The following is a 26,776-nucleotide window of genomic DNA, read 5'->3' as shown; positions in this document are numbered from 1 at the left end:
CTCAGAGCGGCGCGCGCGTCGTGCGAGACAGCGGCAGATTGAGGCTGAAGGACGAGATCGCCGGGTCGATCACGCCGAAGTCGGCGAGACGCGGCCGATGCTTGGCCACATAAGCAGCGGCAGCTTCCGGCGTCTCGAACAAGTAGACGCCCCCCGAGCGGCCCGCGCTGCGGTTCTCGCCCCAGAGCTTCCAGATGAGCCCGGGCTGGGCCGCGATGTCGTCCGCAAGATCACGGCAGGCGATTTCAAGATCTTGACCCCACGGCCCATCAAACGCGAAGTCGAATTGCAGCAATGTCCTCATGTGGTACCTCTTGTTCGCAACGGCCCGATCGGGCTCGCGCAGCGGTCTACGTCGCCGTCGCGCTTGCGAGAATTCACCGTTTGGTAGGATCGATGCTGACTGGGAGTGTGGGATAGGGCCATGGATACGCTGAGCAGCATGCGTGTTTTCGTGCGGGTGGTTGAGCTCGGCGGCTTCAACGCGGCGGCCCGCGCCTGCGCGATGTCGGCCGCGATGGTGGCCAAGCATGTCGGTCATCTCGAGGAGCGCACCGGAGCCCGGCTTCTGGACAGAACCACCCGGTCGGTCCGGCCGACGCCGGAGGGGCAGCTCTATCTCGAGAAGGTGCTCGCGATCCTCGAGGCCGTCGACGAGGCGGAGGGCACCGTGGGGGCGGAGAACCGGGAGTCGCGCGGGACGCTCCGGGTGACGGCGCCGGTCGAGCTCGGCCAGGACCACCTGGCGCCGCTGCTCGTCGATTTCATGTCGCGGCATCCCGGCATTGCCGTCGTCGCCGACCTGACGAACCGCCCGGTGGATCTCGTGCAGGAAGGCTTCGACATCGCGATCCGCGTCGCGCCGTCGCTCGACACCGCGCTGATCGGACGCAAGCTCGCGACAACCCACTTTCGCGTCGTGGCAAGCGCGGACTTCCTGGCTCGACACGGCGTTCCCGACACGCCCGAGATGCTCTCGGCCTTGCCCGCGCTGACCTTCTCGCAGCCCGCACCTCGTCTCGATTGGTCCTGGCGCCGGCGTGAGATGCACGGAAAGGTCAGGATGACCGCCCGGCTCGCCTCGACCAGCGCCGATACGCTGCGCAAGGCGGCGGTGGCGGGGCTTGGCGTCTCGTGGCTTCCGTCATTTGTCTGCGGCAAGGACATCGAGGCGGGCCTGCTGGTCCCGATCCTGGAGGATTGCGACTGGGGCAGCCTCGGCGTGCACGTCCTGTACCCGCATCGGCGTTTCGTACCGAGCCGGCTCCGCCTCTTCATCGACTTCCTTGCAGAGAGCCTCGGTGACGATCCCTCAGGGGACCCGTGGGCGCCCCGGGAGGAAGACCGCAGCGTTCTGCGTGCAGGAAGGCGGTCTGCCTAGCTGAGCCTGGCGACCATCCGGCTGTCACTGGCGAAGAATACGGAGACCGCGATCATCGGCACCGCGGGTCACGTTTTCTGGTCGCGGCGGATCCGCGCCGCAGCTCGATCGGCGATGGACGCGAGCGCGGCTTCCTCGAGTGGAAAATCCGCCGCGAGCCAGGCGTCCTCGGCGAGCGTCAACACATGTCCGAGCGCGGGTCCTTCGGCCAGACCGCGTGCGATGAAGTCGGCGGCCTTGAGCGGAAATTTCGGCGCGGTCCAGCGCTGCGGCAGCTCGGCGAGCGCGCGCCAGCTCGACGAGGTGACGCCGCCGCCGTTCCTGGCCCAGCCCAGCAACACGCGATCGTGATAGCGCTCGGCGCCGAGCCGGTAGAGCAGCCGCCGTGCATCGGCTTCGTCCTTGGTGGCCAAGCGCCACCAGCGGTGCCCCATCGAATCCAGCGCCTTGGTTTCGGCGTTGGAGAGCCGCAAGCGCGCGGCGACGCGCTTGGCGTCTTCGGTGACGGCGACCGACAGCGCGGCCAGGCGCCGCGTGCCGCTTGCGGCGAGGCCGAGCTCGCGCTCGATCGCGATCATCGTTGAAAAGGGACCGGTATAGGCGACGCCGCCGATCAGCGCCTGCAGCAATCCGCCCTCGGCCATGGCCAGCACCGCCGCGGCTGCACCGCCGGCCACCAGCAATTTCAGCATCTCCATGCGCACCCGCTCGGCCGAGAGGCTAGCCAGGCCCGCGCGCCCGCGGATGCAGGCGAGATAGCCGTCGCGGTCGGGCTCGCCGGCACCAAAAGCGGCGTGGATGCGGAAGAAACGCAGGATACGCAAATAGTCCTCGGCGATACGCTGGTCGGGATCGCCTATGAAGCGCACGCGGCGGGCTTTCGCATCGGCGATGCCGCCGACATAGTCGTACACGACACCATCAGCATCGACCGACAAGCCGTTCATGGTGAAGTCGCGCCGCTCGGCATCCTTCACCCAGTCGCGGCCGAACGCGACCCTTGCCTTGCGGCCGAAGGTCTCTGTGTCCTCGCGCAGCGTGGTGATTTCGTAAGGGTGCCCGTCGATCACCAGCGTGATGGTGCCGTGGTCGATACCGGTCGGCACGCCCTTGATGCCGGCGGACGTGGCACGCCGCATCACCTCGTCCGGCAGCGCCGTGGTCGCGATGTCGATGTCGCCGGGCTTAAGACCGAGCAGCGCATTGCGGACGGCGCCGCCGACCACCCGCGCCTCCTCGCCATCAGTGCCGAGCAGTTGCAGGACACGCGCGGTCCCGCCTGCGGTCAGCCAGGGCGCATGGGCAAGCAACGGCTCCGCGCTCATCGGTCGGCCCCTATTTTTCCGTGCCCGGCACGAGCTTGCCGTTCTCGATATGGGCGGGAACGTAGGTCGAATCCGGCGGTGCGCCGGAGAAATGCGCAAGACCGATCAGGCCCGCGATGACAAGCACGATCGCCACCAGCGCGAGGCGCGCGACGATCGCGACCGGCCAGGAGGATCGCGCGAACAGGCCGGACCGCGTTGCGGCCAGAAACAACGCATAGACGGCAAAGGGGATGAGGAAGATTCCGATCTCGGTCAGAACCGTCCGGATCATGATGAATAGATCCGCTCATACAGCACACGCAACATTCCGGCCGTCGCACCCCAGATGTAGCGTTCCGCGAACGGCATCGCGTAATAGGACCGCGCCATGCCGCGGAACTCCTTGCTGTGCACCTGGTGGTTCACCGGATCCATCAGGAAGGATAGCGGCACCTCGAACGCATCATCAACCTCGGAATGGTTGATGGTGAGCGAAAATCCGGGCCTGACCCTCGCGACCGTCGGCAGGATGCGGAAGCCGAAGGCGGTGCCGTAGAGATCGAGATAGCCGAGCGGCTCGACGAAGTCTCTGGACAGCCCGACCTCCTCCTCGGCCTCGCGCAGCGCCGCATCCAGCGGCGAGGAATCGGTCGCATCGATCTTGCCGCCGGGAAACGCGATCTGACCGGCATGGTCGTTGAGATGGGCAGATCGCTGCGTCAGCAGGATGGTGGGCTCGGGATGGTCGACCACCGCGATCAGGACCGCCGCCGGCCGCACCGGCTGCTCGCGCGCGATGATCTCGAGCATCTTGTCGGTGCCGGGATCGCCCGAGGCCGGGATGATGTTCGGATCGTACAGGCCCGGCGGCACGTCGAAGCCGAGCTTCGCCCGCGAACGGGCGAAGAAATCCTCAGCTCCCATCGCGACCGGCTCGTTCGTCAGGATAGGCTTGTTCAGATTCAAAGCGCGGCCCTCACCTGCTCCGCATCGGCCATGGCGAAGAATTCGCCGGCCGACTCGACACCGAACATCGGCTGGCCATCGACCATCCGCTCCTCGCCCATGTCAACCAGATCGTAATAGAGCACCCTTGTGACCTTGGCCCAGAGATCGGCGCGGACGTGCAAGTAGGGCGTCAGCCCGCCATCCGGTGCCTGCTCGAAACGCAGCCGGTGCGCGGCATCGCAGGTGACCCAGTCATCGACATTGGTGCGGAAGCGCAGCACGCGATGATGGCCCTCGCCGTCCTTCTGCATCTCGACCGCCATGAACGGCGCATCATCGACGCGGATGCCGACCTTCTCCACGGGCGTGACCAGGAAATGCTTGTCGCCCTCGCGCTTCAGGATGGTCGAAAACAGGCGGACCAGGGCAGGACGTCCGATTGGCGTTCCCAAGTAGAACCAAGTACCATCGGACGCGATTCGGATGTCGAGATCGCCGCAAAACGGCGGATTCCACAGATGCACCGGAGGCAGACCCTTTTTGGCGCCTTCGGTATTGGCAACGCTTTTGGCGGCCGCAGTCAGCCCCTCGAGACCGCGATCGGCGCTCTGCCCTTGGTTCGCCATGGTTTGCCCTGACTCTGTGATTGGCACGATTGGTGCAGGTCTACGTTGTCCTCGGGTGTGCGGTTCCATCCGGAATAGTCCGGTGTGGAGGTCGCCACTTCGTGATGCCGTACATACCCCGAAGCCGATAAGGTGGGGATAGGTTAATTCAACGAATACATGGCCTTCCTGCAAGTCTAGCATAGGGCCCATGACGTGACGTGATGACCCGACGTGACGTGCTGACGTGACGATGCGAGCAAGCCGCGTGGCAGGCTGAAGGAGCGAGCGAATGGCGGAGAGTGTCGAGAAACTCGAGGACGGGATCGTCCGTTCGGCTGAGCAGGTGTCGAGCCAGATTCGCGCCGCAAAGGAAGCGATCGCCTCCGTCATCTTCGGCCAGGATCGCGTCATCGAGAACACGCTGGTCACCATTCTCTCCGGCGGCCATGCGCTCCTGATCGGCGTGCCGGGCCTCGCCAAGACCAAGCTGGTGGAGACGCTCGGCGTCACGCTCGGTCTCGACGCCAAGCGCATCCAGTTCACCCCCGATTTGATGCCGTCCGACATTCTCGGCGCCGAGGTGCTGGACGAGAGCACCGCGGGCAAGCGCGCCTTCCGCTTCATCGCCGGTCCCGTGTTCGCGCAGCTCCTGATGGCCGACGAGATCAACCGTGCCAGCCCGCGCACCCAGTCGGCGCTCCTGCAGGCGATGCAGGAGCAGCACATCACCGTTGCCGGCGCGCGGCACGATCTGCCCAAGCCGTTCCACGTGCTCGCGACCCAAAACCCGCTGGAGCAGGAAGGCACCTATCCGCTGCCCGAAGCCCAGCTCGACCGCTTCCTGATGGAGATCGACGTCGACTATCCCGATCGCGATGCGGAGCGCCGCATCCTGTTCGAGACCACCGGCGCGGAGGAGACGCTCGCCAGGGGCTCGATGACCGCGGATGCGCTGATCACCGCGCAGCGCCTGATCCGGCGCCTGCCGGTCGGCGATTCCGTCGTGGAGGCGATCCTGTCGCTGGTGCGCTCGGCCCGCCCGGGTCCGGACGCCGGTGAAGCCGGCAAGTTCATCGCCTGGGGACCCGGCCCGCGCGCCAGCCAATCGCTGATGCTGGCCGTACGCGCACGTGCGCTCATCGACGGGCGCCTCGCGCCCTCGGTCGACGACGTGCTCGACCTCGCCGAACCCGTGCTGAAGCACCGCATGGCGCTGACGTTCCAGGCGCGCGCCGAAGGCCGCACGATTCCGGACGTGATCCGGCAGTTGAAGACACGGATCGGTTGATGGCAGCTGAGAGCGGGCACGCAGCGAAGGAGACACTGGCGATCCGACGTGCCGATGGCGAAAGTCGCACGCTCGCCGCTTCGCTGCCGCGTCTGGTGCTCGAGGCCCGCCGCATCGCCGCCAACGTCATCCACGGCCTGCACGGCCGCCGGCGCGCGGGCTCCGGAGAAAATTTCTGGCAGTACCGCCGCTTCGTCTCGGGCGAGCCGTCGCAGAATGTCGACTGGCGACGTTCGGCGCGTGACGACCATCTCTATGTCCGCGAGCTCGAGTGGGAAGCCTCGCACACGGTCTGGATCTGGCCCGACCGCTCGCCCTCGATGGCGTTCGCCTCGAAGACCGCGCGCGAATCCAAGCTCGAGCGGACGCTGATCGTCGCCTTCGCGCTGGCCGAGCTGCTCGTCTCCGGCGGCGAGCGCGTCGGCATTCCCGGGCTGATGGCGCCGACCGCGAGCCGCAGCGTGATCGACAAGATGGCGCAGGCGATGCTGCATGACGATGCCGACCGCCTCAGCCTGCCGCCCTCCTTCGTGCCCGCGGCGCTGGCCGAGACGATCGTGCTGTCGGATTTCTGGTCGCCCATCGCGGAGATCAAGACGACGCTGGCGGGGCTCTCCGGCTCCGGCGCGCATGGCACGCTGGTGCAGGTCGTCGATCCCGCCGAGGAAAGCTTTCCCTATTCCGGCCGCGTCGAGTTCGTCGAGCCCGAAGGCTTTGGCGTGATCACCGCCGGCCGCGCCGAGAGCTGGGCGCAGGACTATACCGCGCGGCTCGCCCTGCATCGCGACCAGATCCGCGCCGAGACCAACAAGCTGGACTGGCTGTTCACGACGCACGCGACCGACCGCTCCGCAGCGGAGCTGCTGCTGTTCCTGCATGCCGGCATGCAGGTGAGCAAGTCGGGCGCCCGCACCACGACGATCAAGGCGGAGCCGGCCGCATGATGGGATTGCCGCTCGCCTTCACGCAACCGCTGCTCCTGATCGGCCTCGTCAGCCTGCCCGTGCTGTGGTGGCTGCTCCGCGTGATGCCGCCGCGGCCGCGCCGCATCGAATTTCCGCCGACGCGCCTGCTGTTCGACATCGCCCCCAGGGAGGAGACGCCCTCGCGGACGCCGTGGTGGCTGACGGCGCTCCGCCTGCTCGCCGCCGCGCTGGTGATCTTCGCCGCCGCCGGCCCGATCTGGAATCCGCAAACAGGCGCGGCCGGCAGCAGGGCGCCCCTGATGATCATGTTCGACGACGGCTGGAGCGCCGCATCGCACTGGGACGTCAGGATCAGGACCGCCGACGAGCTGATCGCCAATGCCGACAACGACAGCCGCGCGATCGCGCTGGTGCCGCTGTCGGAGCCGAACCGCGACATCACCCTGATGCCGGCGGGTGCGGCGCGCGTGGCGCTGCGGCAACTCGCGCCGAAGCCCTATTCGATCGACCGCGTCGAGACGCTGGCTGCGGTCGACCGCTTCCTCAAAGTCACCGGCGACTGCGAGATCGCCTGGCTCTCCGACGGCGTCGACACCGGCCGCGGCGAGGACTTCGTGCAGGGCCTTGGCAAGACCATCGGCGATCGCAGCCTGACCGTGTTCGAAGGCGGCACCTCCTCGCCGCTGGCGCTGGTCGCGGCCGAGAACGCCGCGGCGAAGATGACCGTGAAGGTGCTGCGCACCGACGGCGGCATCGCGGTCGGCACCGTGCGCGCACTCGACCAGAAGGCCTCGCCGATCGGAGAAGCCCGCTATTCGTTCGGCCCGCAGGACAAGGAGACCGAAGCCGCGTTCGATCTGCCGGTCGAGCTGCGCAACGACATCACCAGGCTCGAAATATCCGGCGAGCGCTCCGCCGGCGCGGTGCAGCTGCTCGACAAGCGCTGGCGCCGCCGCGCTATCGGCATCGTCTCGGGCTCGACCAGCGAGACCGCACAGCCGCTGCTGGCGCCGACCTTCTATCTCACCCGCGCGCTGGCGCCGTTCGCCGACGTCCGGCTCGCCGACAAGGGCTCGCCGCAGCAGGGCATCACACAATTTCTGGACCAGAAGCTGCCGATGATCATCCTCGCCGATGTCGGCACCATCTCCCCTGAACTCCGCGAGCGCCTCAATGCCTGGGTCGACCAGGGCGGCGTGCTGGTGCGGTTCGCTGGTCCCCGGCTGGCACAGGCCGAGGACGACCTCGTGCCGGTCAAGCTGCGCAAGGGCGGCCGGACGCTCGGCGGCAGCCTGACCTGGGAGAAGCCCCAGCATCTGGCCTCCTTCGCGGCCGACGGCCCGTTTGCCGGCGTGGTGGTCCCCAAGGACGTCACCGTGAGCCGCCAGGTGCTGGCCGAGCCCGACGCCGTGCTCGCCACCAAGAGCTGGGCCTCGCTGGAAGACGGCACGCCGCTGGTGACCGGCGAGCATCGCGGCAAGGGCCTCGTCAGCCTGTTCCACGTCAGCGCCGACATGCGCTGGTCGGACCTGCCGATGTCGGGCACCTTCGTCGAAATGCTGCGGCGGGTGGTCGACATGTCCGGCTACACGGCCAAGCCCGGCGCGGGCGTTGCCAGCGAGGCGACCGCCGAGACGGTGGCGCCGCTGCACATCCTCGATGGTTTCGGCGCGTTCGGCCCGCCGCCGGCGACCGCAAAGCCGCTGCCTGCCGATTATCGCGATCGGGCCACACCCGATCATCCGCCGGGCTTCTATGGTCCGGCAGAAGGACCGCTTGCCGTGAACACGCTTGCTGCCGCCGACCGCATCGCGGCCCTGAACACCGCTGGCCTGCGCGCCCGGCACGCCACCTACACCAATGCCGAACCGCGGGACTTGCGCGGCTGGCTGCTGTCCACCGCGCTCGCGCTGTTCCTGATCGACGCCATCATCGTCGCGGTGCTCGGCGGCGGGATTGCCGCGCTGCTGCGCCGCCGCGCCGCGCCCGCAATGATCGTGTTCGCCCTGGTGCTCGCGGGCCTGATGTCGTTTGCGCCGACGCCGGCGCGCGCCGACGGCGCCGCGGACGAGTTCGCGATGAAGGCGGTGTCGCAGACGCGACTCGCCTATGTCGTGACGGGCAATGCCGACGTCGATTCCATCGTCAAGGCGGGCATGAACGGGCTGACGCTGTTCCTGGCCCAGCGCACCGCGCTCGAGGCCGGCGATCCCGTCGGCATTGATCCCGCGCGCGACGAGCTCGCCTTCTTCCCGCTGATCTACTGGCCGATCGTGCCGGGCGCGCCGAAGCCGCCGCAGGACGCCATCAACAAGATCGACGCCTACATGAAGCAGGGCGGCACCGTGCTGTTCGACACCCGCGACGCGATCGAGGCACCGCCCGGCGCGAACGGGGCGTCGCAGACCCCGGGCATGCAGACGCTGCGCGAGATACTCTCCTCGCTCGACGTGCCCGAGCTCGAGCCCGTGCCGCGCGAGCACGTGCTGACAAAGACCTTCTATCTGCTACGCGATTTCCCCGGCCGCTTCACCGCCGGCCAGACCTGGGTCGAGACCTTGCCGCGCGAGGACGACGAGGACAGCGCGCAGCGGCCGGCGCGCGGCGGCGACGGCGTCTCGCCGATCATCATCACATCGAACGATCTCGCCGGCGCCTGGGCGGTGCGGCCCGACGGGCAGGCCATGCTGCCCGTGACCGGCGGCGACGCCCGCCAGCGCGAATTCGCCTACCGCGCCGGCGCCAACATCGTGATGTACACACTGACCGGCAACTACAAGGCCGACCAGGTGCACGCACCGGCCCTGATCGAACGGCTGGGGCAATGATGCGGTTTTTGAAACTCGACACCTGCCAAAACGAAGCCGTCATGGCCGGGCGTAGCCGTCCAAAGGACGGCGTCGCTTCCGCTCGCCTATGCCCGGCCATCCACGCGTCGCCACGGGGCGCGAAGAACGTGGATGCCCGGGACAAGCCCGGGCATGACGATGCCGAGAGAGCGAAAACATGAACTACGGCATCGCATTCACGCCGCTTGTTCCCGCGATCGTGCTGTGGCTCGCGCTCGCCGCGATCGTCGTCATCGCGCTCGTGCTGCTGCTGGCACGCGCGCGCGGCGCCGCGGTGCGCGTGGCCGCGCTGGCGCTGGTCCTGCTGGCGCTCGCCAATCCCTCCTTCACCCGCGAGGACCGCGATCCCCTCACCTCGGTGGCGGCCGTCGTCGTCGACAAGAGCCCGAGCCAGAATTTCGGCAACCGCAACCGTGAGGCCGCCCAGGCGCAGGAAGCGCTGGTCGACAGCCTGAAGAAGATCAAGGGTCTCGAAGTCCGCGTCGTCGAGGCCGGGCAGGCCGACGGCGAGACCGACGGCACCAAACTGTTCGGCGCCCTCGCCTCGGCATTGTCGGACGTCCCCGTCGACCGCGTCGCCGGCGCGTTCCTGATCACCGACGGCCGCGTGCACGACATCCCGGCGAACGCCGCCGCGCTCGGTTTCCAGGCGCCGGTGCACGCGCTGGTCACGGGGCAGAAAGACGAGCGCGACCGCCGCATCGCGATCACGGCGGCACCGCGCTTCGGCATCGTCGGGCAGACCCAGACCATCAACTATCGCCTCGACGACCAGGGTGTCTCCGGCGAGCGCGCCAGGGTCACGATCCGCCGGGACGGCGAGGTCATCAACGAGCGCACGCTGGGAAGCGGCCAGAGCGCAAGCGTCGACGTCGACATCAAGCATGCCGGGCCGAACATCGTCGAGATCGAGGCCTCGCCGCTCGAACGAGAATTGACGCCGGTGAACAACCGCGCCGTCGTCGCCATCGACGGCGTGCGCGACAAGCTGCGGGTGCTCCTGGTCTCGGGCGAGCCGCATTCGGGCGAGCGCACCTGGCGCAATCTGCTCAAGTCCGACGCCAGCGTCGACCTCGTCCACTTCACCATCCTGCGCCCGCCGGAGAAGCAGGACGGCACGCCGATCAACGAATTGTCGCTGATCGCGTTTCCGACGCGCGAGCTGTTCCAGCAGAAGATCAACGAGTTCCAGCTGATCATCTTCGATCGCTACGCCCGTCAGGGCGTGCTGCCGATCGCCTATTTCGACAACATCGCGCGCTATGTCCGCTCGGGCGGCGCGGTGCTGGTCTCGGCCGGGCCCGACTACGCCTCCAACACCAGCATCTGGCGCACGCCGCTGGATTCGGTGCTGCCGGCCGAGCCGGTCGGCGTGACGGAAAAGCCGTTCTATGCGCATCTGTCCGACATCGGCAAACGCCATCCGGTCACGCGTGGCCTCGAGGGCTCCGCCAGCGAACCGCCGCGCTGGAGCCGGTTCTTCCGCACCGTCGATACCCGCAATGCGGTGAACCCGCCTGTCATGACCGGCGTCGACGGCAAGCCGCTTCTGTTCCTGTCGCGCTTCGGCGAGGGCCGCGTCGCGCTGCTGCTCTCCGACCACATCTGGCTGTGGGCGCGCGGCTATGAGGGCGGCGGGCCACATCTCGATCTGCTCAGGCGGATGTCGCACTGGCTGATGAAGCAGCCTGATCTGGACGAGGAGGCGCTGCGCCTCCAGGTGCAGGGCAAGGACCTCGTCGTGGTGCGTCAAACCATGGCAGACAGCGTCCAGCCGGTGAGCGTCACTTCGCCATCGGGCGTGTCGCACGACTTGACGCTGGCGTCCGCCGATCCCGGCGAGTGGCGCGCCAGCCTGCCGGCGAACGAGCTCGGCCTGTGGCAGGCCACCGACGGCACGCTGAAGGCGCTGATCAATGTCGGCCCGACCAATCCGAAGGAGTTTTCGGAAGTCACCTCCACGGTCGATACGCTGAAGCCGCTGACGCAGGCAACGGGCGGCAACGCCGTGCGCGTGGCCAGTGGCTCCAGCGTCGAGCTGCCGCGCATCCTGCCGGTGCGCTCAGCGAGCGTCTTCAACGGCGACGGCTGGATGGGCGTGCGGATGCGCGACGCCAGCGTGGTGAAGGGCGTCGGCGTGCTGCCGATCTTCTCCGGCCTGATCGGCCTGTTGCTGCTGCTCGGCGCATTCGCCGCGACCTGGGTCCGCGAAGGACGCTAGTTGCCGGAACGACACATCTGGTCGGCGGTCTGCATGCGCTGATCCCCCCGCCGTTGACATCCGCGGACCGATCGGGCGATGTTACACTATAACATCGCGGCGTCCTGGGATTGACGCCCCGATGTGGGGGTGGCGTTTCCAGATGAAGTGGTTCCGGTCGAATATCAGGCACGGCGCTCGGCTCGCGTTGTTCGCGATGCTGGTGCAGGTCGCGCTGACGTTCGGCCACAGCCACTGGTTCGCGCAGGCGGCGCCCCTCGCCCAATCCTCGTTGCAGCAGACCGATAACACCAAGGGCGTTGCTGCGATCGACCACGCCGTGGTCCAGAAGCAATCGCCTTCAGGTCCTGACCGCGAGCATCCGGGCGACGATAGTTGCGCGATCTGCGCCGTCATTGCGATGGCCGGTGCCGTCGTATCCGCAACGCCTCCCGTGCTGCTGCTGCCGCAGGCGATGGAGCTGCTCCGACGCACCACGGATGCCGAATTCATCCATCTGAGATCGGCCGGCACGGCATTCCAGCCCCGCGCCCCTCCCGCATCCTGACTTCCAACGCTTGATCACGCCCAGCCTCGCCGCTTTCAGGCGAATGCCTGGGACAAGTTGAAGTCGAATTCCGTCGCACCGCGACGGCAGGCCGCCTCCGATCAGCAGACCATCATCCGGACGGCGCCTGACTGGAATCAGGACAATGTCATTCAAATCGCGACGCGCGCAACGTCTTGGCGGAGCAAGCTTGCTCCTGCTCGGCGCTGCCGCCACATCTGCGTTCGCTCAAGACTCGGCGCAGGACAAATCGTCGACGGAGATCCCTGCCGTCACCGTAACGGCGCCGAGCCCGATCGTGCGCAGAGCGGTGGTGCCGTCCCGCAACCCTGGGCGCGGCGCGCGGACCGCACGGGTGCGCAGCCGCGAGCAGACGGCTGAAGCAACGCCTGCAGCCCAAGCGCCCGTAGCGCCCCAGCAGGGCGTGCTGCCTATCGTGACCAATCAGTTCGCGACGGTGACGGTGGTTCCGAACGAGGAGATCCGCCGCGAGGGCGGCGGCCAGCTCGGCGATCTCCTGTTCTCCAAGCCCGGCATCACCGGATCGAGCTTCGCGCCCGGCGCCTCCAGCCGGCCCATCATCAGGGGTCTCGACGTCAACCGCGTCGGCATCCTCGAGAACGGCACCAATGCCGGCGGCGCCTCCGACCTCGGCGAAGATCATTTCGTCCCGATCGATCCGCTCGCGACCAACCAGGTCGAGGTGGTGCGCGGGCCAGCGGCGCTGCGCTACGGCTCGACCTCGATCGGCGGCGTGGTCAGCGCCACCAACAACCGGATTCCGGATGCGATGCCCTCCTGCGCGCCGTCGTTCCAGAGCTACGGCCTGCCGACCAAGGCGCCGCTCGCGAGCGCCGCGACCTCGCCCTGCGTCACCGCCGAGACACGCACCGCGTTCAGCTCGGTCGATCGCGGCGTCGAGAGCGGCGTGCTGCTCGATACCGGCGGCGGCAATTTTGCCTTTCACGCCGACGCCTATGGCCGCACCACCTCGGACTATTACATCCCGAGTTATCCCTATCTGACCGACCAGTCGCGTCCCGTGAACGGCCGCCAGCCCAACTCGGCGACGCGCTCGGACGGCGCCTCGATCGGCGGCTCCTACTTCTTCCAGGGCGGCTATATCGGCGCGTCGATCACGCAGAACGACTCGCTCTACCATATCCCCGGCATCGACGGCGCCGACCACAACACGCGGATCGACGCGCACCAGACCAAGATCAACGTCAAAGGCGAGTACCGCCCCGACGCGGCCGCGATCGACACGATCCGCTTCTGGGCCGGCGCGACCGACTACCGGCACAACGAGATCGGCCTTGCCGATCCCGCCGACCTCAACACCGACGGCATCAGGCAGACCTTCACCAACAAGGAGCAGGAGATCCGCACCGAGGTGCAGCTGATGCCGTTCAACGCCCGCTTCGCCGAGGTGACGACCGCGCTGGGCTTCCAGGTCGGCCATCAGGAATTGAGCGCGCCGAGCCCGGACAATCCCGGCACGCTGTTCAACGGCCTGTGGGACCCGAACAACAGCACGCGCGTTGCCGGTTACGCCTTCAACGAGTTCAAGTTCACGGAGACCACGCGGGCGCAGATCGCCGGGCGCATCGAGCATGTCGAGCTGCACGGCACCACGCCGGACTTTCCCGCCGATTACCTGCCCGACGGCACGCCGCAGGCGCCGATCGCGCGCAATCCGTCCTTCACGCCGAAGAGCGGCAGCATCGGCCTGTTGCAGGACCTGCCGGGCGGCATGGTCGGCAGCATCACCGCGCAATATGTCGAGCGCGCGCCGAAGGCGGCCGAGCTGTTTTCCCGCGGCGGTCACGACGCGACCGCGACCTTCGACATCGGCAACCCGAACCTCACCATCGAGACCGCAAAATCGGTCGAGCTCGGGGTACGCAAGGCGACCGGACCGTTCCGCTTCGAGGCGACCGTCTACTACACGCATTTCGACAATTTCATCTACCGCCGCCTCACCGGGGTCATGTGCGACGACGACTTCGCCTCCTGCGGTGCGCCCGATGGCGAACTGAATCAGGCGGTCTACTCGCAGCGGAACGCGAACTTCCGCGGCGGCGAATTCCAGTCGCAGCTCGACGTCGGCGCCTTCCAGGGCGGCATCTGGGGCATCGAGAACCAGTTCGACTTCGTCCGCGCCACCTTCAGCGACGGCACCAACGTGCCACGGATTCCGCCCATGCGCGTGGGCGGCGGTGTATTCTGGCGCGATGACAACTGGCTGATGCGGATCAACCTGTTGCATGCCTTCGCGCAGAACGACGTGGCCGCGATCGCGGAAACGCCGACGGCGGGCTACAATCTGTTGAAGGCCGAGGTCAGCTACAAGACCAAGCTCAGGCCGAATCCGTTCGGCGCGCGCGAGATGTTGGTCGGCCTCGTCGGCAACAACCTGCTCAACGAAAACATCCGCAACTCGGTGTCCTACACCAAGGACGAGGTGCTGCTGCCCGGCATCGGCGTGCGGGCGTTCGCGAACTTCAAGTTCTGAGCGTCGCTTGTGTCGGGGCCCAAAGGGCCCCGGCACACACGGTCATTGCGAGCGCAGCGACGCAATCCAGAATCTTTCCGCGGTGGCAGTCTGGATTGCTTCGCTGCGCTCGCAATGAGGAGCATGAGGAGCCGCTGTCGTACTCCCAATACACAGCGTCGTAGACCGGCTGAGCGAAGCGAGATCCGGGGCAGTGCATCTGCGGCGACAGGTTTCCCGGATGTCGCTTCGCTCATCCGGGCTACGGGCCACTCCTACCCCCGCGCCTTGCTCCAGTCGGGGCCGATCGGACCCGACACGCCCTCGAAGGCGCCGTCGACGAGCTCGAACACCAGGATGCGAGCGGCGTCGACAGGGCCCGGCATCGTGACGCGGCCCTTGGGGACAGGCTTGAAGCCGACACGGCTGTAATAGGACTCGTCACCGACCAGCAGCACGAGGCGATGGCCCTTCGCCTTCGCGTCCTCCAGCGCACGCTCCATCAACAGACGGCCGACACCGCGACCGCGGAACGGCGGCTCGACGGTGAGCGGCCCGAGCAGCAGCGCGGGCGTGTCGCCGATCAGGATCGGCAATTGCCTGACCGAGCCGACCAGCAGCGTGCCGATGCGGGCGGTGAAGGACAGTTCGAGCAGATGGTCGACGTGCTCGCGAATCCGGTAGGCGCTCAGCACGAAGCGGCCGGGCCCGAAGGTACGTTCGTGCAGCCGCTCGATCGCCTGAGCGTCGCCGGCGGCCTCGGGAAGGATGGTCACTGAGAGATCGTTCATGTCAATTCGCGGAGTAGCACTTGCGCTTGTGAAGGTCCATGGGCGGTGTCAGTGCCGGGCTTCACCTCTCCCCAGCGGGGACACGTGAACCGCATGCCTGGTCCGCACCGACACCGGTCCTGCTTTGGGCTCAACCTGCGTCCCGTTTCAACGACGGCTGGGACAGGTAGGCCAGCATCTTCATTTCCCGCCGCCCTCGCGTGACCGTGTCGAGCACGAGCCCCGACGACGCCGACAGCAGGGCCATGATCATCAGGCCCATCGACAGCACGGCGGTGGGCAGCCGCGGCACGAGCCCGGTCTCGAAGAAGGTGATCACAATCGGGATCGCGAGGATGATCGAGACCAGCGCCAGCAGGATTCCGATCACCGTGAAGAAGCGCAACGGCCGCTCCGAACGGTAGAGCTTCAGCATGGTGCCGAGGATGCGGAAGCCGTCGCGCCAGGTGTTGAGCTTCGAGAGCGAGCCTTCAGGGCGCGCGTAATAGGGCGTCTCGACCTCGGCGACCGGCAGCGACAATTCCAGCGCATAGACCGCGAGCTCGGTCTCGATCTCGAAGCCGTCGGAGAGGACGGGGAAGGATTTGACGAAGCGGCGCGAGAACACCCGGTAGCCGGACAGGATGTCCTTGAAGGCATGACCGAAGGTTGACGACAGGAAGCCGGTCAGCATGCGGTTGCCGGTGCGGTGCCCGAGCCGGTAGGCGGCCTGGACCTGATCGACGCGAAGGCCGACCACCATGTCGAGATGATCGTCGAGCAGCCTGTCGATCATGCCCGGAGCGCTCGGCGCATCATAGGTGGCATCGCCGTCGACCAGCACATAGACGTCAGCCTCGACGTCGGCGAACATGCGGCGCACGACGTGGCCCTTGCCCTGCCGGCGCTCGCTGCGCACGATCGCGCCAGCCTCGCGCGCGACCGCGGCGGTACGGTCGCGCGAATTGTTGTCGTAGACGTAGATTTCCGCCGAGGGCAGCGCCTTGCGGAAATCGGCAACGACGGTCGCGACCGCCGCCTCCTCGTTGTAGCAGGGCACCAGCACGGCGATGCGAAGTTGCGTTGAGGTCATCGCGACGGCCCTCCGAGGCTTGTCGGCTCGCGCCCGAGCGGCGCAGCCTGCAGGGGCAGCGTGCGCGCCTCGCTCCAGCGCGCCATCGTGACGATGTTGCTGGCGAGGATCGCAAGACAGATCAGGCCGAAAGCGGGCTTGGCAATGTTCATTAGGTTTCCGTGGTATGCGTCGAGCCGGTTACTAAAGCGCGATGCGATTAGAACGAATCGTCATCGCGCTTCAGGTTGTTGTTTGAGCATGATCTTTTCGGAGAACCGCTGCGCACTTTTCCGGATCATGCTTTAGCACAGGGCCCCCTCAGCGCCACGTCGCAATCAAGGGCCGTTCGTCGAGCACTTCCGCGATCCGCAGCCGCGTGCCGGGCGTGGTGCCCTCGGGCAGCGCCGCAATCGCGAAGAACCCGCATTCGACGATCTCGCGGTTGGGCGCGGGCAGGCGATCCTGCCTGAACTGCCTGACGACGTAGACCGCGACGTGGTCGCGGCGGGAGACGTGGCTGTTGAGGAAGATGCCGTGCAGCACGGCGTCACCGGTGAGATCGATGTCGCCCTCCTCCTTGAGCTCGCGCCGCATCGCCTGCTCCATGGTCTCGCCGTGGTCGACGCCGCCGCCAGGCAGATACCAGCCGCTGACGTAGCTGTGCCTGACCAGGAAGACCCGATCCTCGGCATCCAGCACCACGGCGCGGACGCCGAGCGTCATGCCGCGGACGAGCAGGAAATACGCGTGGAAGAGCCGCCGCAGCAGCGGCTCGGCTTTCCGTCGGACACGATTCAGACTTTCTCCCATCAGACTTCCCTGCCGCCCCGTTTCAGGCCCTGCTTGCGCGTCGGGCGCGACCTTGCCATTACGGTAGAGCAATAGCGAGGCAATCGCGCCCCATGGCTCCCTTCACGCTCGCCCATCTGTCCGACCCGCATCTGCCGCCTTTGCCGAAGCCGCGGCTGATCGAGCTCGCGGGCAAGCGCGCGCTCGGCTATGTCAACTGGACGCGCAACCGCCACAAATATCAGCGCCGCGAGGTTCTCGACGCACTCGTCGCCGATATGAGGGCGCAGGCGCCCGACCACGTCGCGGTGACGGGCGATCTCGTCAACCTCGCGCTGGAGGCGGAATTCGCGCCGGCCCTCGCCTGGCTCGAAAGCGTCGGCCCGCCTGAGCGCGTGACCGCGATTCCCGGCAACCATGACGCCTATGTCCGTGCCACCTTTCATCGTTTCGGCGAGACGTTTGCGCCCTATCTTGCCGGCGACGACGGCCGCATCGGTTTTCCGTCCGTGCGCCGACGCGGACCGCTCGCGCTGATCAGCCTGTCCACGGCGGTACCGACCCTGCCGCTGATGGCGACGGGCACGCTCGGGCCCGATCAGCTCGCGTCGCTCGAACAGGTGCTCGAACGGCTCGCGGCGGAGGACGTCTTCCGCGTGCTGCTGGTGCATCATCCGCTGAAATCCGATTCCCGCCAGAAGCGGATGACGGACGCGCCCGCCCTGCTGGCGCTGCTCAAGCGCCACGGCGTCGAGCTGATCCTGCACGGGCACGACCACGTTCATTCGACGATATGGGTCGAAGGTCCCAACGGAAACATTCCCGCGCTCGGCGTTCCCTCGGCCTCCGCGCTCGCGCACGGACGCTACCCGGCGGCGGCGTACAATCTGCTGACGATCGAGAAGGACAATGCCGGCTGGCGCTGCGAGCAGACGGTGCGGAGCCTGGGGGCTGGATTTCAGATCGGGCAGATCAAGCATGCGAGGTTGATTTAGACCCCTTGTCATTCCGGGGCATGCGAAGCATGAACCCGGAATCCATCAGGCCGCAGCCCGTGGTGATGAATGGATTCCGGGCTCGCGCTTCGCGCGCCCCGGAATGACGAGGGAGAGAGTCTCACCAGCTCCGCAAGGCGGCCAGCACCGCAACCCCGAACAACGCCGCAGCGCCGAGCACAAACCCGAACACGAACGGCCAGACGCGCGAGCGGCGTGGCGGCTCGGTGGCTGGTGCTTGCGGTTCGGGCGGGACCACCATCGCGCGCTCGCGCTCGACCATGCGGCGCGCGACATAGTCGGTGACGGCCTCGACGATCACAGCGGTGTCGTGCGACTCGGCGAGGACGATGCGGCCGAAACGGGTGTCCTGGACGAAGCGGTACATCCGCTTGTCGCGCCCCATCACGATGTGGGCGACGACGTCGATCCAGAGTCTCGGCGTATCGCCCTGGCTGATGCCGCGGTCGAACAGGTCGACCTGATCAGGCACCTGCGCGAACAGGGGATCGAGCGCGTCGTTGAGGATCTCGAGCCGCGCCACCTCGGCGTCCCTGAGATCGACCACGACGCCGGTCCGGTCGGCGGCCTCGATCCGTGCGCGCAGCAGTGCATCGCGCAGCCGCACCGGGCGCGGCTGGCCGGGATGGATCCCGCTGGTCTCGGGCTCTGACATTGTCGGCCTCGTCCTCGACTTTCCGGCATTAACCTATCAGCAACCACCCCCTCCGCAAAGGTCTACAATTCCAGATACTTACAGAGCCCACAGCCGTTTCGCCTGTACCAAAAGCAGACGATCCCACCCAGGCAGGGCCTGGATGGGACCGTCCGTCCTTGGACGTCTTCTTGGTTCAGGTCGGCAGCCGATCAGGCTGCCGGAGCGCGCTGCGGCTCTTCCACGATCGAGAAGCGGACGCCGGCCTTGTGGCGGCTCTCTTCCGACACCTCGCGCCAGCAGTCCTCGGCTTCCTTGCGGGACTTGAACGGACCTTTGACCTGGGCCGAGCCTTCCACGAGCTTGTGGAAGTTCATCGAACCGAACTCGCCGCCGATCACCCAGAAATTGCTGCCTTTGGTCATTGTCAGTCTCCTATCGAGAGTAGCGTGGTTCGTTAGCCGAACTGGTTCATCGTGTTGTGGGCGCCGCCCGCCTTCAGGGCCGCCTCGCCGGCGAAGTACTCCTTGTGGTCGTCGCCGATGTCGGAGCCGGCCATGTTCTGATGCTTCACGCAGGCGATGCCCTGACGGATCTCGGCGCGCTGGACGTTCTTGACGTAGCCGAGCATGCCCTGCTCGCCGAAATACTCCCTGGCCAGATTGTCGGTCGAGAGCGCTGCCGTGTGATAGGTCGGCAACGTGATCAGGTGGTGGAAGATGCCGGCGCGCTTGGCCGAATCCGCCTGGAAGGTGCGGATGCGCTCGTCGGCTTCCTTTGCCAGCGGCGTGTCGTCGTACTCCGCCTTCATCAGCTCGGCGCGGTTGTACTTGCTGACGTCCTTGCCGGCCTCCTTCCAGGCGTCGAAGACCTGCCAGCGGAAGTTGAGCGTCCAGTTGAACGAGGGCGAGTTGTTGTAGGCCAGCTTCGCGTTCGGAACCACCTTGCGGATGCGGTCGACCATCTTCGCGATCTGCTCGATATGCGGCTTCTCCGTCTCGATCCAGAGCAGGTCGGCGCCGTTCTGCAGCGAGGTGATGCAGTCCAGCACGCAGCGGTCTTCGCCGGTACCCGGGCGGAACTGGTAGAGGTTGGAGGGCAGCCGCTTCGGACGCATCATCTTGCCGTTGCGGTTGATGATGACGTCGCCGTTCCTGGCGTTCTCCGCCGTGACTTCCTCGCAATCCAGGAAGCTGTTGTACTGGTCGCCGATGTCGCCGGGCTTGTGGCTGACGGCGATCTGCTGCGTCAGGCCGGCACCGAGCGAGTCGGTGCGGGTCACGATGACGCCGTCTTCGACGCCGAGCTCGAGGAAGGCGTGGCGGCAGGCACGGATCTTCGCCAGGAAGACCTCATGCGGCACGGTGACCTTGCCGTCCTGGTGACCGCATTGCTTCTCGTCCGAGACCTGGTTCTCGATCTGCAGCGCGCAGGCGCCCGCTTCGATCATCTTCTTGGCGAGCAGATAGGTCGCCTCGGCATTGCCGAAGCCGGCGTCGATGTCTGCGATGACGGGCACGACATGGGTCTGGAAGTTGTCGATCTTCTCGATCAGCTCCTTCTCCCTGGTCTTGTCGCCTTCCTTGCGCGCCTTGTCGAGGGCGCGGAAGATGTCGTTCAGCTCGCGCGAATCCGCCTGGCGCAGGAAGGTGTAGAGCTCTTCGATCAGCGCCGGCACCGAGGTCTTCTCGTGCATCGACTGGTCGGGCAGCGGACCGAACTCGGAGCGCAGCGCGGCGATCATCCAGCCCGAGAGATAGAGGTAGGTGCGATCGGTCTTGCCGAAGTGCTTCTTGACCGAGATCAGCTTCTGCTGGGCGATGAAGCCGTGCCAGCAGCCGAGCGACTGGGTGTACTTGGTGGGGTCGCCGTCATAGGCGGCCATGTCCGCGCGCATCAAGGCCGCGGTGTAACGGGCGACGTCGAGACCGGTCTTGAAGCGGTTCTGCAGGCGCATGCGCGCGACGGCCTCGGCCGTCACCCCGTTCCATGTCGGCTGGGTCGCAAGGAGCGCCTGGGCTGCCTCGACCTCGCTCTGATACGAGGCCGGACGCAGGAGGGGGCTGATGCCGCGGGGCTGGTAGTTCATGGACCTGATCCTTTCGCTGACGATGGCGAATGGCTGCCATCGACATTCTTGACAGTGCATTGCGAGATGCGTGTCAGGAGCTAAACGCGAAAACGGAAAATTCGGATAGAGGGCTTGTTTCTGATTGGTGATGTCATGTAACATCAGAACATGTATTAGATGTTATTTTGTAAATCTTGTAAATAAATGGGTCAGTAAACCTGACCCTGATGAGTCTGGAGATCCGAGACATGCCCGCCGTTTCCGGCAAGAAACTCTTCGTCGGCCCGCGCTTCCGGAGAATCCGGCAGCAATTGGGGCTGTCGCAGACCCAGATCGCCGAGGGCCTCGGGATCTCGCCGAGCTATGTCAACCTGATCGAGCGCAACCAGCGCCCGGTGACCGCGCAAATCCTGCTGCGTCTTGCCGAGACCTATGACCTCGACCTGCGCGACCTCGCCACCGCCGACGAGGACCGCTTCTTCGCCGAGCTCAACGAGATCTTCTCCGATCCCCTGTTCCGCCAGATCGACGTGCCCAAGCAGGAGCTGCGCGACCTCGCCGAGCTCTGCCCCGGCGTCACCCACGCGCTGCAACGGCTCTACGCCGCCTATACCGAGGCGCGCCAAGGCGAGACGCTGGCCGCCGCGCAGATGGCCGACCGCGACGTCGGCACGCGCTATGAGGCCAATCCGGTCGAGCGCGTGCGCGAGCTGATCGAGGCCAACCGCAACTATTTCCCGGAGCTCGAGCAGGCCGCAGAGACTCTGCGCGATGAGCTGAACGTTCCGGCCGAAGGGCTGTATGCGGCACTCGCCGCGCGATTGCGCGAGAAGCATTCGATCCAGACCCGCATCATGCCGGTCGACGTGATGCGCGAGACGCTGCGGCGCTTCGACCGGCATCGCCGCCAGCTCCTGATCTCGGAGCTGGTCGACCCGCCCGGCCGCGCGTTCCAGCTCGCCTTTCAGCTCGGCCTCGGCGAATGCGCGCAAGCCCTGGAGACCATCATCGGCCGCGCCGGCCCGCTGGACGACACGCCGCGCCGCCTGTTCCGCATCACCCTCGGTAACTACTTCGCAGCGGCGGTGATGATGCCCTATCCGGCCTTCCTTGCCGCAGCCGAGGCGCTCAACTACGACATCCACGTGCTGGCACAACGCTTCAATTCCGGCTTCGAGCAGGTCTGCCACCGCCTCACCACCCTGCAGCGGCCGAACGCGCGCGGCATTCCGTTCTTCCTTTTGCGCGTCGACAATGCCGGCAACGTCTCGAAGCGCTTCTCCTCCGGCACCTTCCCGTTCTCGAAATTCGGCGGCACCTGCCCGCTGTGGAACGTGCATTCGACCTTCGACACGCCGGACCGCCTACTCAAGCAAGTGATCGAGCTGCCGGACGGCACGCGCTATTTCTCGATCGCGCAGATGGTGCGCCGCCCCGTCGCGCCGCACCCGCTGCCGCAGCCGCGCTTCGCCATCGGCCTCGGCTGCGAGATCCGTCACGCCGCACGCCTGACCTATGCCGCCGGCATCGACCTGGAGAAAACCGAGGGCACGCCGATCGGCGTCAACTGCCGTCTGTGCGAGCGCGAAAATTGCGCCCAGCGCGCCGAGCCCCCGATCACGCGCACGCTGATCCTGGATGAGACGACGCGGCGGGTGTCGAGCTTTGCGTTCTCGAATGCGCGGGAGCTGTGAGGAACAGCTGTCATGCCCCGCGCAGGCGGGGCATCCAGTATTCCAGAGACCTCGAGATTCACAACGACCGCCGCGGCGTACTGGATCGCCCGCCTTCGCGGGCGATGACAGTTGAATGTGAGGCGACAGCCTCCGACCTATGCCAGCGTATGCACGATCACCGGCCCCGCCACGGCGCGCGCGTCGCCGGCCAGCAGCGGGCCCAGCTCCTTCTCGATCCAGGCGATCGCGCGCCGATTCGCCTCCTCGGCCTGCTCGAACTTGTCGAAGATCGAGATCGCGGTGACGGTGTCATCGCCGGCATAGACGACGTAGTAGGCGCGAAAGCCATCGACGTCGCTGATGATCGGAACGGCGCCGTCCTTGATGCGGCGCGCCAGCTCTTCCGCACTCCCGCTTTTCGCCTTGGCCTGACGGATGGCGGCATACATGGCATCCTCCTCCGGCTATCTGGACTTTGGGCCTGTGACCCGGAGCCGATGATACGCCGATGCAGGCGGCCGATCCACGCTTGGTTAACCCCGCGCTAATCCGCCTGTGCGATCTGCAACCAGAGATTAAGCACGCCTCAACATCGGCGCCTTAGTCTCGCCCCACTCACGTTTCGCAAACAACGGCGGCCTATTCTGCCGGGCGAAGTGACATCAGGGGGCTTCATCATGCGCATTGCGTTGCTGCTGACCGCAACCATCGTCGGCGCGCTCTTCACCAATCCATCTCATGCCGGGTCGCTCGATGCCGGCGCAGCGCCGTCGCTGCCGCCGGGCTTCCAGGGCTACCGCGGCTACATGTTCGACCTGTCGGAGAACTCCGACCGCAAGGACGTCGACAAGCTCACCGACAATCTGAAGCAGCAGATTGACGCCGTCGAAGCGGCCGGCCTGTCGCCGCGCGTGCTGCGCTTTTTCCGCACCGTGCCGATCATCGCGAGCGAGCTCGCCTGCCTCGACGAAGGCGCCGCGACCGCCTGCTACGGCCGCGTCGCTCCCAACGTCGAGCGTCGCGTGCCGCGGACGCTGACGGTGTGGGACCACGACAAGCAGCGCTGGACCAATCCGAACGCCGTCGACCTCGCGGTCGATTCGGGGCTCGGCGTGATCATGCTGCGGCCGGACATGATGCGCTACGAAAAGGAGGCCGTGCTGCTGCACGAGCTCCTCCACGCCTATCACGCACGGCTGCTGCCTGACGGCTATGCCAACAAGGGCGTGATCGCCTATTACACGCTGGCCAAATCCAAGGACATGTTGCCCAAGGAAGCCTATGCGATGAAGAATCCCATGGAATTCTTTGCGGTGACCGCCAGCATCTTCCTGGCCGGAAAAAGCGAATTCCACGACCCGAAGTCGCGCGAGGCGCTCAAGGAGAAAATGCCGGACTATTACAAGTATCTGGTCGGCGTGTTCGGCTTCGACCCCGAGCCGGCGGCGTCGAACGGCCCGGTGGCCTCGCTGAAGTAAAGCAGACAACGCGTCTCCCCAAGCAAGCCAAAAAGCCGCGCAATATGCGCGGCTTTTTTTGCTTCGCAAGCTGGAAGCTGCGGATGACGCGCTGGCGGGAATTGCCAAGGCGGGGCCCGATCTGCATAGTCCCGCCGCATCGATACCGTTTTTCGAAGAGGATGAGAGAACATGGCGGACGCAGACCTGGATGTCGTGATCCGGCAACTGGCCAGACAGCTGCATACGGGCCTGATGACCCGCGCCAAGGAGCGGCGGGATCGCTTCAACGGCCTTGCGGCCAAGGCCAAGGGCAAGGAGACCGGCGAGCGCTTCAAGATGATGGCCAAGGCCACCATGGAGCAGGCCACCGCCGCGGCCAAGCGCCTCCAGATGTCCGCCGACAACGTCGCCGACAGCTACGCGCGATCGATGCGCCTGGCCGCCAGTGCGCCGATTGCGGTGAAGGTGGAAAAGAAGGCGAAGGACAAGCCCGAGAAGAAGGCCAAGACGAAGAAGGCGAAGGCCAAGAAGGCGAAGTAAGCGCTTTCTTCCTTCTCCCCTTGTGGGAGAAGGTGGCGCGAAGCGCCGGATGAGGGGTTGCTTCAGCAAACTGGACTGCGAGATTTTCACTCGCGGAGAGATACCCCTCACCCGTCTCGCCGCTTCGCGGCGAGCCACCCTCTCCCACAAGGGGAGAGGGTAAGAGCCCGCAGCTCTGGATATTCTACCGTCTCGGCGCCGACACCTCAGTCGGCTCGGCGCTGGCGAGCTCGGCGAGCTTGGCGCGCGCTGCCTCTCGCGCGGCGCCGTTCTTGCCGGCGGGCAGCGCCAGCGCGGCCTCGAAATCGGCGCGGGCATCGTCGGCCTGACCGCGGGAGAGGAACGCGAGGCCGCGGTCGAGGCGGGCCTGCGCATCGGAGGGGTCGAGGCGGACCGCGGTGTTGTAGCTCAGGATGGCCCGATCGAGATCGCCCATGGCGGCGAGCGCAAGACCGCGCTGGTGATAGGGTGCGGCGAGCTTGGGATCATGCGCGATCGCCTCGTCATAATCCGCAATGGCACGCTCGAGATCGCCGTTCAGCCGACGGGCCATCGCCCGGTCGCGATAGAGCGAGCCGCGGTTGGGATTGAGATGGATGGCCTCGTCGAAATCGGCGATCGCCCGCCTGAAGTCGCCGTGACGCAGCGCGATCCGCCCGCGCCCCGCATAGGCGAAAGCGATCAGCGAGCCGCGAAGCGGCGAGAAGCCGATCACGGCCGAGCAGATGTCGGGATCGTCCTCGTCGCCGCAATTGACGACCATGTGCGTGGACAGGCCGACGAGCACGCAAAGAACGATCAGCAAGAGTACGGCAGCTCTGGTCATCTTCGACGGTGGCCGGAAGCGGGCCGGCCACGCATCCCCTTTCGAAGGAATGGTCACGTCGAGGTGTTAGCACCGGCCGGGATGACCCTATGTGCGCCAGGTCACAAAGCCGCAAATCCTCACCGGTTCCGTTAGCCCCAGGGACCGCGGGAAGGACCGCGGGAAGAACCACGCCACGAGGAGCGGCCCCAGGGACCGCGCGGCGGGTAGTTCTCGTTGGCGCCGACCGACGGCGCCGCCTGCCCGCCGAGCTCGGACGCGAGCTGTTGGAGGGCAGCGACACGGTTCTGGGTCGAGGGGTGAGTAGTGAACAGATTGTCCACGCCGTGGCCCGACAGCGGATTGATGATGAACATGTGCGCGGTCGCGGGATTCCGCTCGGCCTCGTAGTTCGGCACCTGATGCGCGGCGCCCTCGATCTTCACCAGCGCCGAGGCCAGCCACATCGGCTGCCCGACGATGCGCGCGCCGAGATTGTCGGCGGCGTATTCGCGGGTGCGGCTGATCGCCATCTGCACCAGCATGGCGCCGAGCGGAGCGAGGATCATCATCAGGATCGAGCCGACGATGCCCAGACCATTGTTGTTCTCGCGATTGCCGCCGAAGAACATGCCGAACTGGGCCAGCATGGAGATCGCGCCCGCGATGGTCGCAGTGATGGTCATCAGAAGCGTGTCGTGATGCTTGATGTGCGCGAGCTCGTGCGCGATCACGCCGGCGAGCTCCTCGCGGCTGAGCTGGTTCATCAGGCCGGTGGTGACGGCAACTGCGGCGTTCTCCGGGTTGCGGCCGGTCGCGAACGCGTTGGGCTGCAGCTCGTCCATCACGAACACGCGCGGCATCGGCAGGCCGGCACGGCCCGCAAGCTCGGCGACGAGGCCGACCAGCTCCGGCGCGGTCGAACGGTCGACCTCATGCGCCCCGTACATCGAGAGCACCATGCGGTCGGAGTTCCAGTAGGTGAAGAGATTGGTCGCGGCGGCAATGACGAGCGCGATCATGGCGCCCGAGGCGCCGCCGATGAGATAGCCGACGCCCATGAACAGGGCGGTCAGGCCTGCGAGCAGCATTGCGGTACGAAAATAGTTCATGGCCGTCTCCTGGAGCGGCCGCGGGCAAGCCTTCGGCCGGCATCCACGAGGTATGAATGCCGCCGACGACCGCAAGGTTCGTGCGTCGCCGGGCCGCAGATCCATGGCATGCGGCCAGCCTTTCGGTTCCCGCTAAACCTTGACGGTTATTTGCGCAAAAACACACGTGGGCACTTAGCAACCTGGAAAGCGCAGGATTGGCTTAATCCGCGGTTGCCGGGTACGTCGCACGGTTCTTGTGCATTGGCCGGTTCCGTTG

Annotated in this window: 26 protein-coding genes; 11 read left to right on the top strand and 15 right to left on the bottom strand. The window is 66.5% G+C overall.

Annotated features, from left to right (window positions below):
* Position 1 precedes the first annotated feature (1 nt).
* The gene (locus tag ABIA42_RS04190; protein WP_271526673.1) at positions 2-304 is read right to left on the bottom strand and encodes a monooxygenase; all 303 of its coding nucleotides are present in this window, start codon (positions 302-304) and stop codon (positions 2-4) included.
* 120 nt (positions 305-424) lie between these two features.
* On the opposite strand from ABIA42_RS04190, the gene ABIA42_RS04185 reads away from it, so the two are divergent.
* Positions 425-1,381, top strand: coding sequence for a LysR family transcriptional regulator (locus ABIA42_RS04185; protein ID WP_370115325.1), 957 nt, complete (start codon positions 425-427; stop codon positions 1,379-1,381).
* A 68-nt stretch (positions 1,382-1,449) separates the two neighbouring features.
* On the opposite strand, the gene ABIA42_RS04180 is transcribed toward ABIA42_RS04185, so the two are convergent.
* From ABIA42_RS04180 to ABIA42_RS04165, 4 genes are read right to left on the bottom strand one after another with little or no spacing between them, the layout of a single operon-like run.
* A complete protein-coding gene (locus ABIA42_RS04180) occupies positions 1,450-2,706 on the bottom strand; it encodes a CCA tRNA nucleotidyltransferase (protein ID WP_370115327.1) in 1,257 nt (418 codons plus the stop codon).
* Between the two features lie 10 nt (positions 2,707-2,716).
* Positions 2,717-2,980, bottom strand: coding sequence for a DUF6111 family protein (locus ABIA42_RS04175; RefSeq protein WP_124163351.1), 264 nt, complete (start codon positions 2,978-2,980; stop codon positions 2,717-2,719).
* Positions 2,977-3,612, bottom strand: a complete 636-nt coding sequence (locus ABIA42_RS04170) for a CoA pyrophosphatase (RefSeq protein ID WP_370115329.1) — start codon at positions 3,610-3,612, stop codon at positions 2,977-2,979. Before ABIA42_RS04170 ends, ABIA42_RS04175 begins: the two co-directional genes overlap by 4 nt.
* A gap of 38 nt (positions 3,613-3,650) precedes the next feature.
* Complete coding sequence (locus tag ABIA42_RS04165) at positions 3,651-4,262, bottom strand: DUF1285 domain-containing protein (RefSeq protein WP_370115331.1); 612 nt, start codon at positions 4,260-4,262, stop codon at positions 3,651-3,653.
* Between the two features lie 271 nt (positions 4,263-4,533).
* On the opposite strand from ABIA42_RS04165, the gene ABIA42_RS04160 reads away from it, so the two are divergent.
* The 6 genes from ABIA42_RS04160 to ABIA42_RS04135 all read left to right on the top strand — a co-directional run bounded on the left by ABIA42_RS04160 (position 4,534) and on the right by ABIA42_RS04135 (position 14,590).
* Positions 4,534-5,532, top strand: coding sequence for a MoxR family ATPase (locus ABIA42_RS04160; RefSeq protein WP_028181301.1), 999 nt, complete (start codon positions 4,534-4,536; stop codon positions 5,530-5,532).
* Positions 5,532-6,476, top strand: coding sequence for a DUF58 domain-containing protein (locus ABIA42_RS04155; RefSeq protein ID WP_370115333.1), 945 nt, complete (start codon positions 5,532-5,534; stop codon positions 6,474-6,476). Before ABIA42_RS04160 ends, ABIA42_RS04155 begins: the two co-directional genes overlap by 1 nt.
* A complete protein-coding gene (locus tag ABIA42_RS04150) occupies positions 6,473-9,286 on the top strand; it encodes a DUF4159 domain-containing protein (protein WP_370115335.1) in 2,814 nt (937 codons plus the stop codon). The genes ABIA42_RS04155 and ABIA42_RS04150 overlap by 4 nt, the downstream gene beginning before the upstream one ends.
* A 178-nt stretch (positions 9,287-9,464) precedes the next feature.
* Positions 9,465-11,528 carry a hypothetical protein gene (locus ABIA42_RS04145; RefSeq protein WP_370115337.1) on the top strand — a complete coding sequence of 688 codons (2,064 nt, stop codon included), beginning with the start codon at positions 9,465-9,467 and terminating at the stop codon, positions 11,526-11,528.
* A 142-nt stretch (positions 11,529-11,670) separates the two neighbouring features.
* Positions 11,671-12,075, top strand: a complete 405-nt coding sequence (locus tag ABIA42_RS04140) for a DUF2946 domain-containing protein (protein ID WP_370115339.1) — start codon at positions 11,671-11,673, stop codon at positions 12,073-12,075.
* 145 nt (positions 12,076-12,220) lie between these two features.
* A complete protein-coding gene (locus tag ABIA42_RS04135; protein WP_370115341.1) occupies positions 12,221-14,590 on the top strand; it encodes a TonB-dependent receptor in 2,370 nt (789 codons plus the stop codon).
* Positions 14,591-14,844: 254 nt separating this feature from the next.
* Here the strand turns inward: ABIA42_RS04135 and ABIA42_RS04130 are convergent, their stop codons facing one another.
* The 4 genes from ABIA42_RS04130 to ABIA42_RS04115 all read right to left on the bottom strand — a co-directional run bounded on the left by ABIA42_RS04130 (position 14,845) and on the right by ABIA42_RS04115 (position 17,224).
* Positions 14,845-15,360: a GNAT family N-acetyltransferase gene (locus ABIA42_RS04130; protein ID WP_370115343.1), complete on the bottom strand. Its 516-nt coding sequence runs from the start codon at positions 15,358-15,360 to the stop codon at positions 14,845-14,847.
* 130 nt (positions 15,361-15,490) lie between these two features.
* The gene (locus ABIA42_RS04125) at positions 15,491-16,432 is read right to left on the bottom strand and encodes a glycosyltransferase family 2 protein (RefSeq protein ID WP_370115345.1); all 942 of its coding nucleotides are present in this window, start codon (positions 16,430-16,432) and stop codon (positions 15,491-15,493) included.
* Positions 16,429-16,584: a hypothetical protein gene (locus ABIA42_RS04120; RefSeq protein ID WP_370115347.1), complete on the bottom strand. Its 156-nt coding sequence runs from the start codon at positions 16,582-16,584 to the stop codon at positions 16,429-16,431. The genes ABIA42_RS04125 and ABIA42_RS04120 overlap by 4 nt, the downstream gene beginning before the upstream one ends.
* Before the next feature lie 148 nt (positions 16,585-16,732).
* A complete protein-coding gene (locus ABIA42_RS04115; protein ID WP_370115349.1) occupies positions 16,733-17,224 on the bottom strand; it encodes an NUDIX domain-containing protein in 492 nt (163 codons plus the stop codon).
* 92 nt (positions 17,225-17,316) lie between these two features.
* Here ABIA42_RS04115 and ABIA42_RS04110 point away from each other — a divergent pair, with 92 nt between their 5' ends.
* Positions 17,317-18,198 carry a metallophosphoesterase gene (locus ABIA42_RS04110; RefSeq protein WP_271526686.1) on the top strand — a complete coding sequence of 294 codons (882 nt, stop codon included), beginning with the start codon at positions 17,317-17,319 and terminating at the stop codon, positions 18,196-18,198.
* 121 nt (positions 18,199-18,319) lie between these two features.
* Here ABIA42_RS04110 and ABIA42_RS04105 read toward each other — a convergent pair whose 3' ends face one another.
* From ABIA42_RS04105 to ABIA42_RS04095, 3 genes are all read right to left on the bottom strand, one after another.
* Positions 18,320-18,874, bottom strand: a complete 555-nt coding sequence (locus ABIA42_RS04105; protein ID WP_370115351.1) for a hypothetical protein — start codon at positions 18,872-18,874, stop codon at positions 18,320-18,322.
* A 191-nt stretch (positions 18,875-19,065) separates the two neighbouring features.
* Positions 19,066-19,278, bottom strand: coding sequence for a hypothetical protein (locus ABIA42_RS04100; protein WP_027575539.1), 213 nt, complete (start codon positions 19,276-19,278; stop codon positions 19,066-19,068).
* Between the two features lie 32 nt (positions 19,279-19,310).
* Entirely contained in the window at positions 19,311-20,942 is a 1,632-nt protein-coding gene (locus ABIA42_RS04095) for an isocitrate lyase (RefSeq protein ID WP_271526688.1), read from the bottom strand.
* Positions 20,943-21,172: 230 nt separating this feature from the next.
* On the opposite strand from ABIA42_RS04095, the gene ABIA42_RS04090 reads away from it, so the two are divergent.
* The gene (locus ABIA42_RS04090; protein ID WP_028180213.1) at positions 21,173-22,618 is read left to right on the top strand and encodes a short-chain fatty acyl-CoA regulator family protein; all 1,446 of its coding nucleotides are present in this window, start codon (positions 21,173-21,175) and stop codon (positions 22,616-22,618) included.
* A gap of 137 nt (positions 22,619-22,755) precedes the next feature.
* Here the strand turns inward: ABIA42_RS04090 and ABIA42_RS04085 are convergent, their stop codons facing one another.
* Positions 22,756-23,049, bottom strand: a complete 294-nt coding sequence (locus ABIA42_RS04085; RefSeq protein ID WP_271526689.1) for an antibiotic biosynthesis monooxygenase — start codon at positions 23,047-23,049, stop codon at positions 22,756-22,758.
* 228 nt (positions 23,050-23,277) lie between these two features.
* Here ABIA42_RS04085 and ABIA42_RS04080 point away from each other — a divergent pair, with 228 nt between their 5' ends.
* On the top strand, positions 23,278-24,078 hold the full coding sequence (locus ABIA42_RS04080; protein WP_370115354.1) for a hypothetical protein: 801 nt from the start codon (positions 23,278-23,280) through the stop codon (positions 24,076-24,078).
* 171 nt (positions 24,079-24,249) lie between these two features.
* Positions 24,250-24,600: a hypothetical protein gene (locus tag ABIA42_RS04075; RefSeq protein ID WP_370115356.1), complete on the top strand. Its 351-nt coding sequence runs from the start codon at positions 24,250-24,252 to the stop codon at positions 24,598-24,600.
* Positions 24,601-24,784: 184 nt separating this feature from the next.
* Here ABIA42_RS04075 and ABIA42_RS04070 read toward each other — a convergent pair whose 3' ends face one another.
* Both ABIA42_RS04070 and htpX read right to left on the bottom strand, forming a co-directional pair.
* Positions 24,785-25,426: a tetratricopeptide repeat protein gene (locus ABIA42_RS04070; RefSeq protein WP_271526692.1), complete on the bottom strand. Its 642-nt coding sequence runs from the start codon at positions 25,424-25,426 to the stop codon at positions 24,785-24,787.
* 131 nt (positions 25,427-25,557) lie between these two features.
* Positions 25,558-26,517 carry a zinc metalloprotease HtpX gene (htpX, locus tag ABIA42_RS04065; RefSeq protein ID WP_271526693.1) on the bottom strand — a complete coding sequence of 320 codons (960 nt, stop codon included), beginning with the start codon at positions 26,515-26,517 and terminating at the stop codon, positions 25,558-25,560.
* Between the last annotated feature and the right edge of the window lie 259 nt (positions 26,518-26,776).

The organism is Bradyrhizobium sp. USDA 327, assembly GCF_041262065.1.
GTDB lineage: Bacteria > Pseudomonadota > Alphaproteobacteria > Rhizobiales > Xanthobacteraceae > Bradyrhizobium > Bradyrhizobium liaoningense.
The sequence above is the reverse complement of the archived record's forward strand: the minus strand, read 5'-3'. Positions and strand labels throughout refer to the sequence as shown.

What these genes read in the sequence shown, in the direction of transcription:
- ABIA42_RS04070 (WP_271526692.1), bottom strand. Translation starts at nt 25,426, where the DNA reads ATGACCAGAGCTGCCGTACTCTTGCTGATCGTTCTTTGCGTGCTCGTC.
- ABIA42_RS04155 (WP_370115333.1), top strand. Translation starts at nt 5,532, where the DNA reads ATGGCAGCTGAGAGCGGGCACGCAGCGAAGGAGACACTGGCGATCCGA.
- ABIA42_RS04110 (WP_271526686.1), top strand. Translation starts at nt 17,317, where the DNA reads ATGGCTCCCTTCACGCTCGCCCATCTGTCCGACCCGCATCTGCCGCCT.
- ABIA42_RS04105 (WP_370115351.1), bottom strand. Translation starts at nt 18,874, where the DNA reads ATGTCAGAGCCCGAGACCAGCGGGATCCATCCCGGCCAGCCGCGCCCG.
- ABIA42_RS04140 (WP_370115339.1), top strand. Translation starts at nt 11,671, where the DNA reads ATGAAGTGGTTCCGGTCGAATATCAGGCACGGCGCTCGGCTCGCGTTG.
- ABIA42_RS04130 (WP_370115343.1), bottom strand. Translation starts at nt 15,360, where the DNA reads ATGAACGATCTCTCAGTGACCATCCTTCCCGAGGCCGCCGGCGACGCT.
- ABIA42_RS04150 (WP_370115335.1), top strand. Translation starts at nt 6,473, where the DNA reads ATGATGGGATTGCCGCTCGCCTTCACGCAACCGCTGCTCCTGATCGGC.
- ABIA42_RS04165 (WP_370115331.1), bottom strand. Translation starts at nt 4,262, where the DNA reads ATGGCGAACCAAGGGCAGAGCGCCGATCGCGGTCTCGAGGGGCTGACT.
- ABIA42_RS04160 (WP_028181301.1), top strand. Translation starts at nt 4,534, where the DNA reads ATGGCGGAGAGTGTCGAGAAACTCGAGGACGGGATCGTCCGTTCGGCT.
- ABIA42_RS04125 (WP_370115345.1), bottom strand. Translation starts at nt 16,432, where the DNA reads ATGACCTCAACGCAACTTCGCATCGCCGTGCTGGTGCCCTGCTACAAC.
- ABIA42_RS04175 (WP_124163351.1), bottom strand. Translation starts at nt 2,980, where the DNA reads ATGATCCGGACGGTTCTGACCGAGATCGGAATCTTCCTCATCCCCTTT.
- ABIA42_RS04100 (WP_027575539.1), bottom strand. Translation starts at nt 19,278, where the DNA reads ATGACCAAAGGCAGCAATTTCTGGGTGATCGGCGGCGAGTTCGGTTCG.
- ABIA42_RS04090 (WP_028180213.1), top strand. Translation starts at nt 21,173, where the DNA reads ATGCCCGCCGTTTCCGGCAAGAAACTCTTCGTCGGCCCGCGCTTCCGG.
- ABIA42_RS04085 (WP_271526689.1), bottom strand. Translation starts at nt 23,049, where the DNA reads ATGTATGCCGCCATCCGTCAGGCCAAGGCGAAAAGCGGGAGTGCGGAA.
- ABIA42_RS04120 (WP_370115347.1), bottom strand. Translation starts at nt 16,584, where the DNA reads ATGAACATTGCCAAGCCCGCTTTCGGCCTGATCTGTCTTGCGATCCTC.
- ABIA42_RS04080 (WP_370115354.1), top strand. Translation starts at nt 23,278, where the DNA reads ATGCGCATTGCGTTGCTGCTGACCGCAACCATCGTCGGCGCGCTCTTC.
- ABIA42_RS04185 (WP_370115325.1), top strand. Translation starts at nt 425, where the DNA reads ATGGATACGCTGAGCAGCATGCGTGTTTTCGTGCGGGTGGTTGAGCTC.
- ABIA42_RS04115 (WP_370115349.1), bottom strand. Translation starts at nt 17,224, where the DNA reads ATGGGAGAAAGTCTGAATCGTGTCCGACGGAAAGCCGAGCCGCTGCTG.
- ABIA42_RS04170 (WP_370115329.1), bottom strand. Translation starts at nt 3,612, where the DNA reads ATGGGAGCTGAGGATTTCTTCGCCCGTTCGCGGGCGAAGCTCGGCTTC.
- ABIA42_RS04145 (WP_370115337.1), top strand. Translation starts at nt 9,465, where the DNA reads ATGAACTACGGCATCGCATTCACGCCGCTTGTTCCCGCGATCGTGCTG.
- ABIA42_RS04095 (WP_271526688.1), bottom strand. Translation starts at nt 20,942, where the DNA reads ATGAACTACCAGCCCCGCGGCATCAGCCCCCTCCTGCGTCCGGCCTCG.
- htpX (WP_271526693.1), bottom strand. Translation starts at nt 26,517, where the DNA reads ATGAACTATTTTCGTACCGCAATGCTGCTCGCAGGCCTGACCGCCCTG.
- ABIA42_RS04135 (WP_370115341.1), top strand. Translation starts at nt 12,221, where the DNA reads ATGTCATTCAAATCGCGACGCGCGCAACGTCTTGGCGGAGCAAGCTTG.
- ABIA42_RS04190 (WP_271526673.1), bottom strand. Translation starts at nt 304, where the DNA reads ATGAGGACATTGCTGCAATTCGACTTCGCGTTTGATGGGCCGTGGGGT.
- ABIA42_RS04075 (WP_370115356.1), top strand. Translation starts at nt 24,250, where the DNA reads ATGGCGGACGCAGACCTGGATGTCGTGATCCGGCAACTGGCCAGACAG.
- ABIA42_RS04180 (WP_370115327.1), bottom strand. Translation starts at nt 2,706, where the DNA reads ATGAGCGCGGAGCCGTTGCTTGCCCATGCGCCCTGGCTGACCGCAGGC.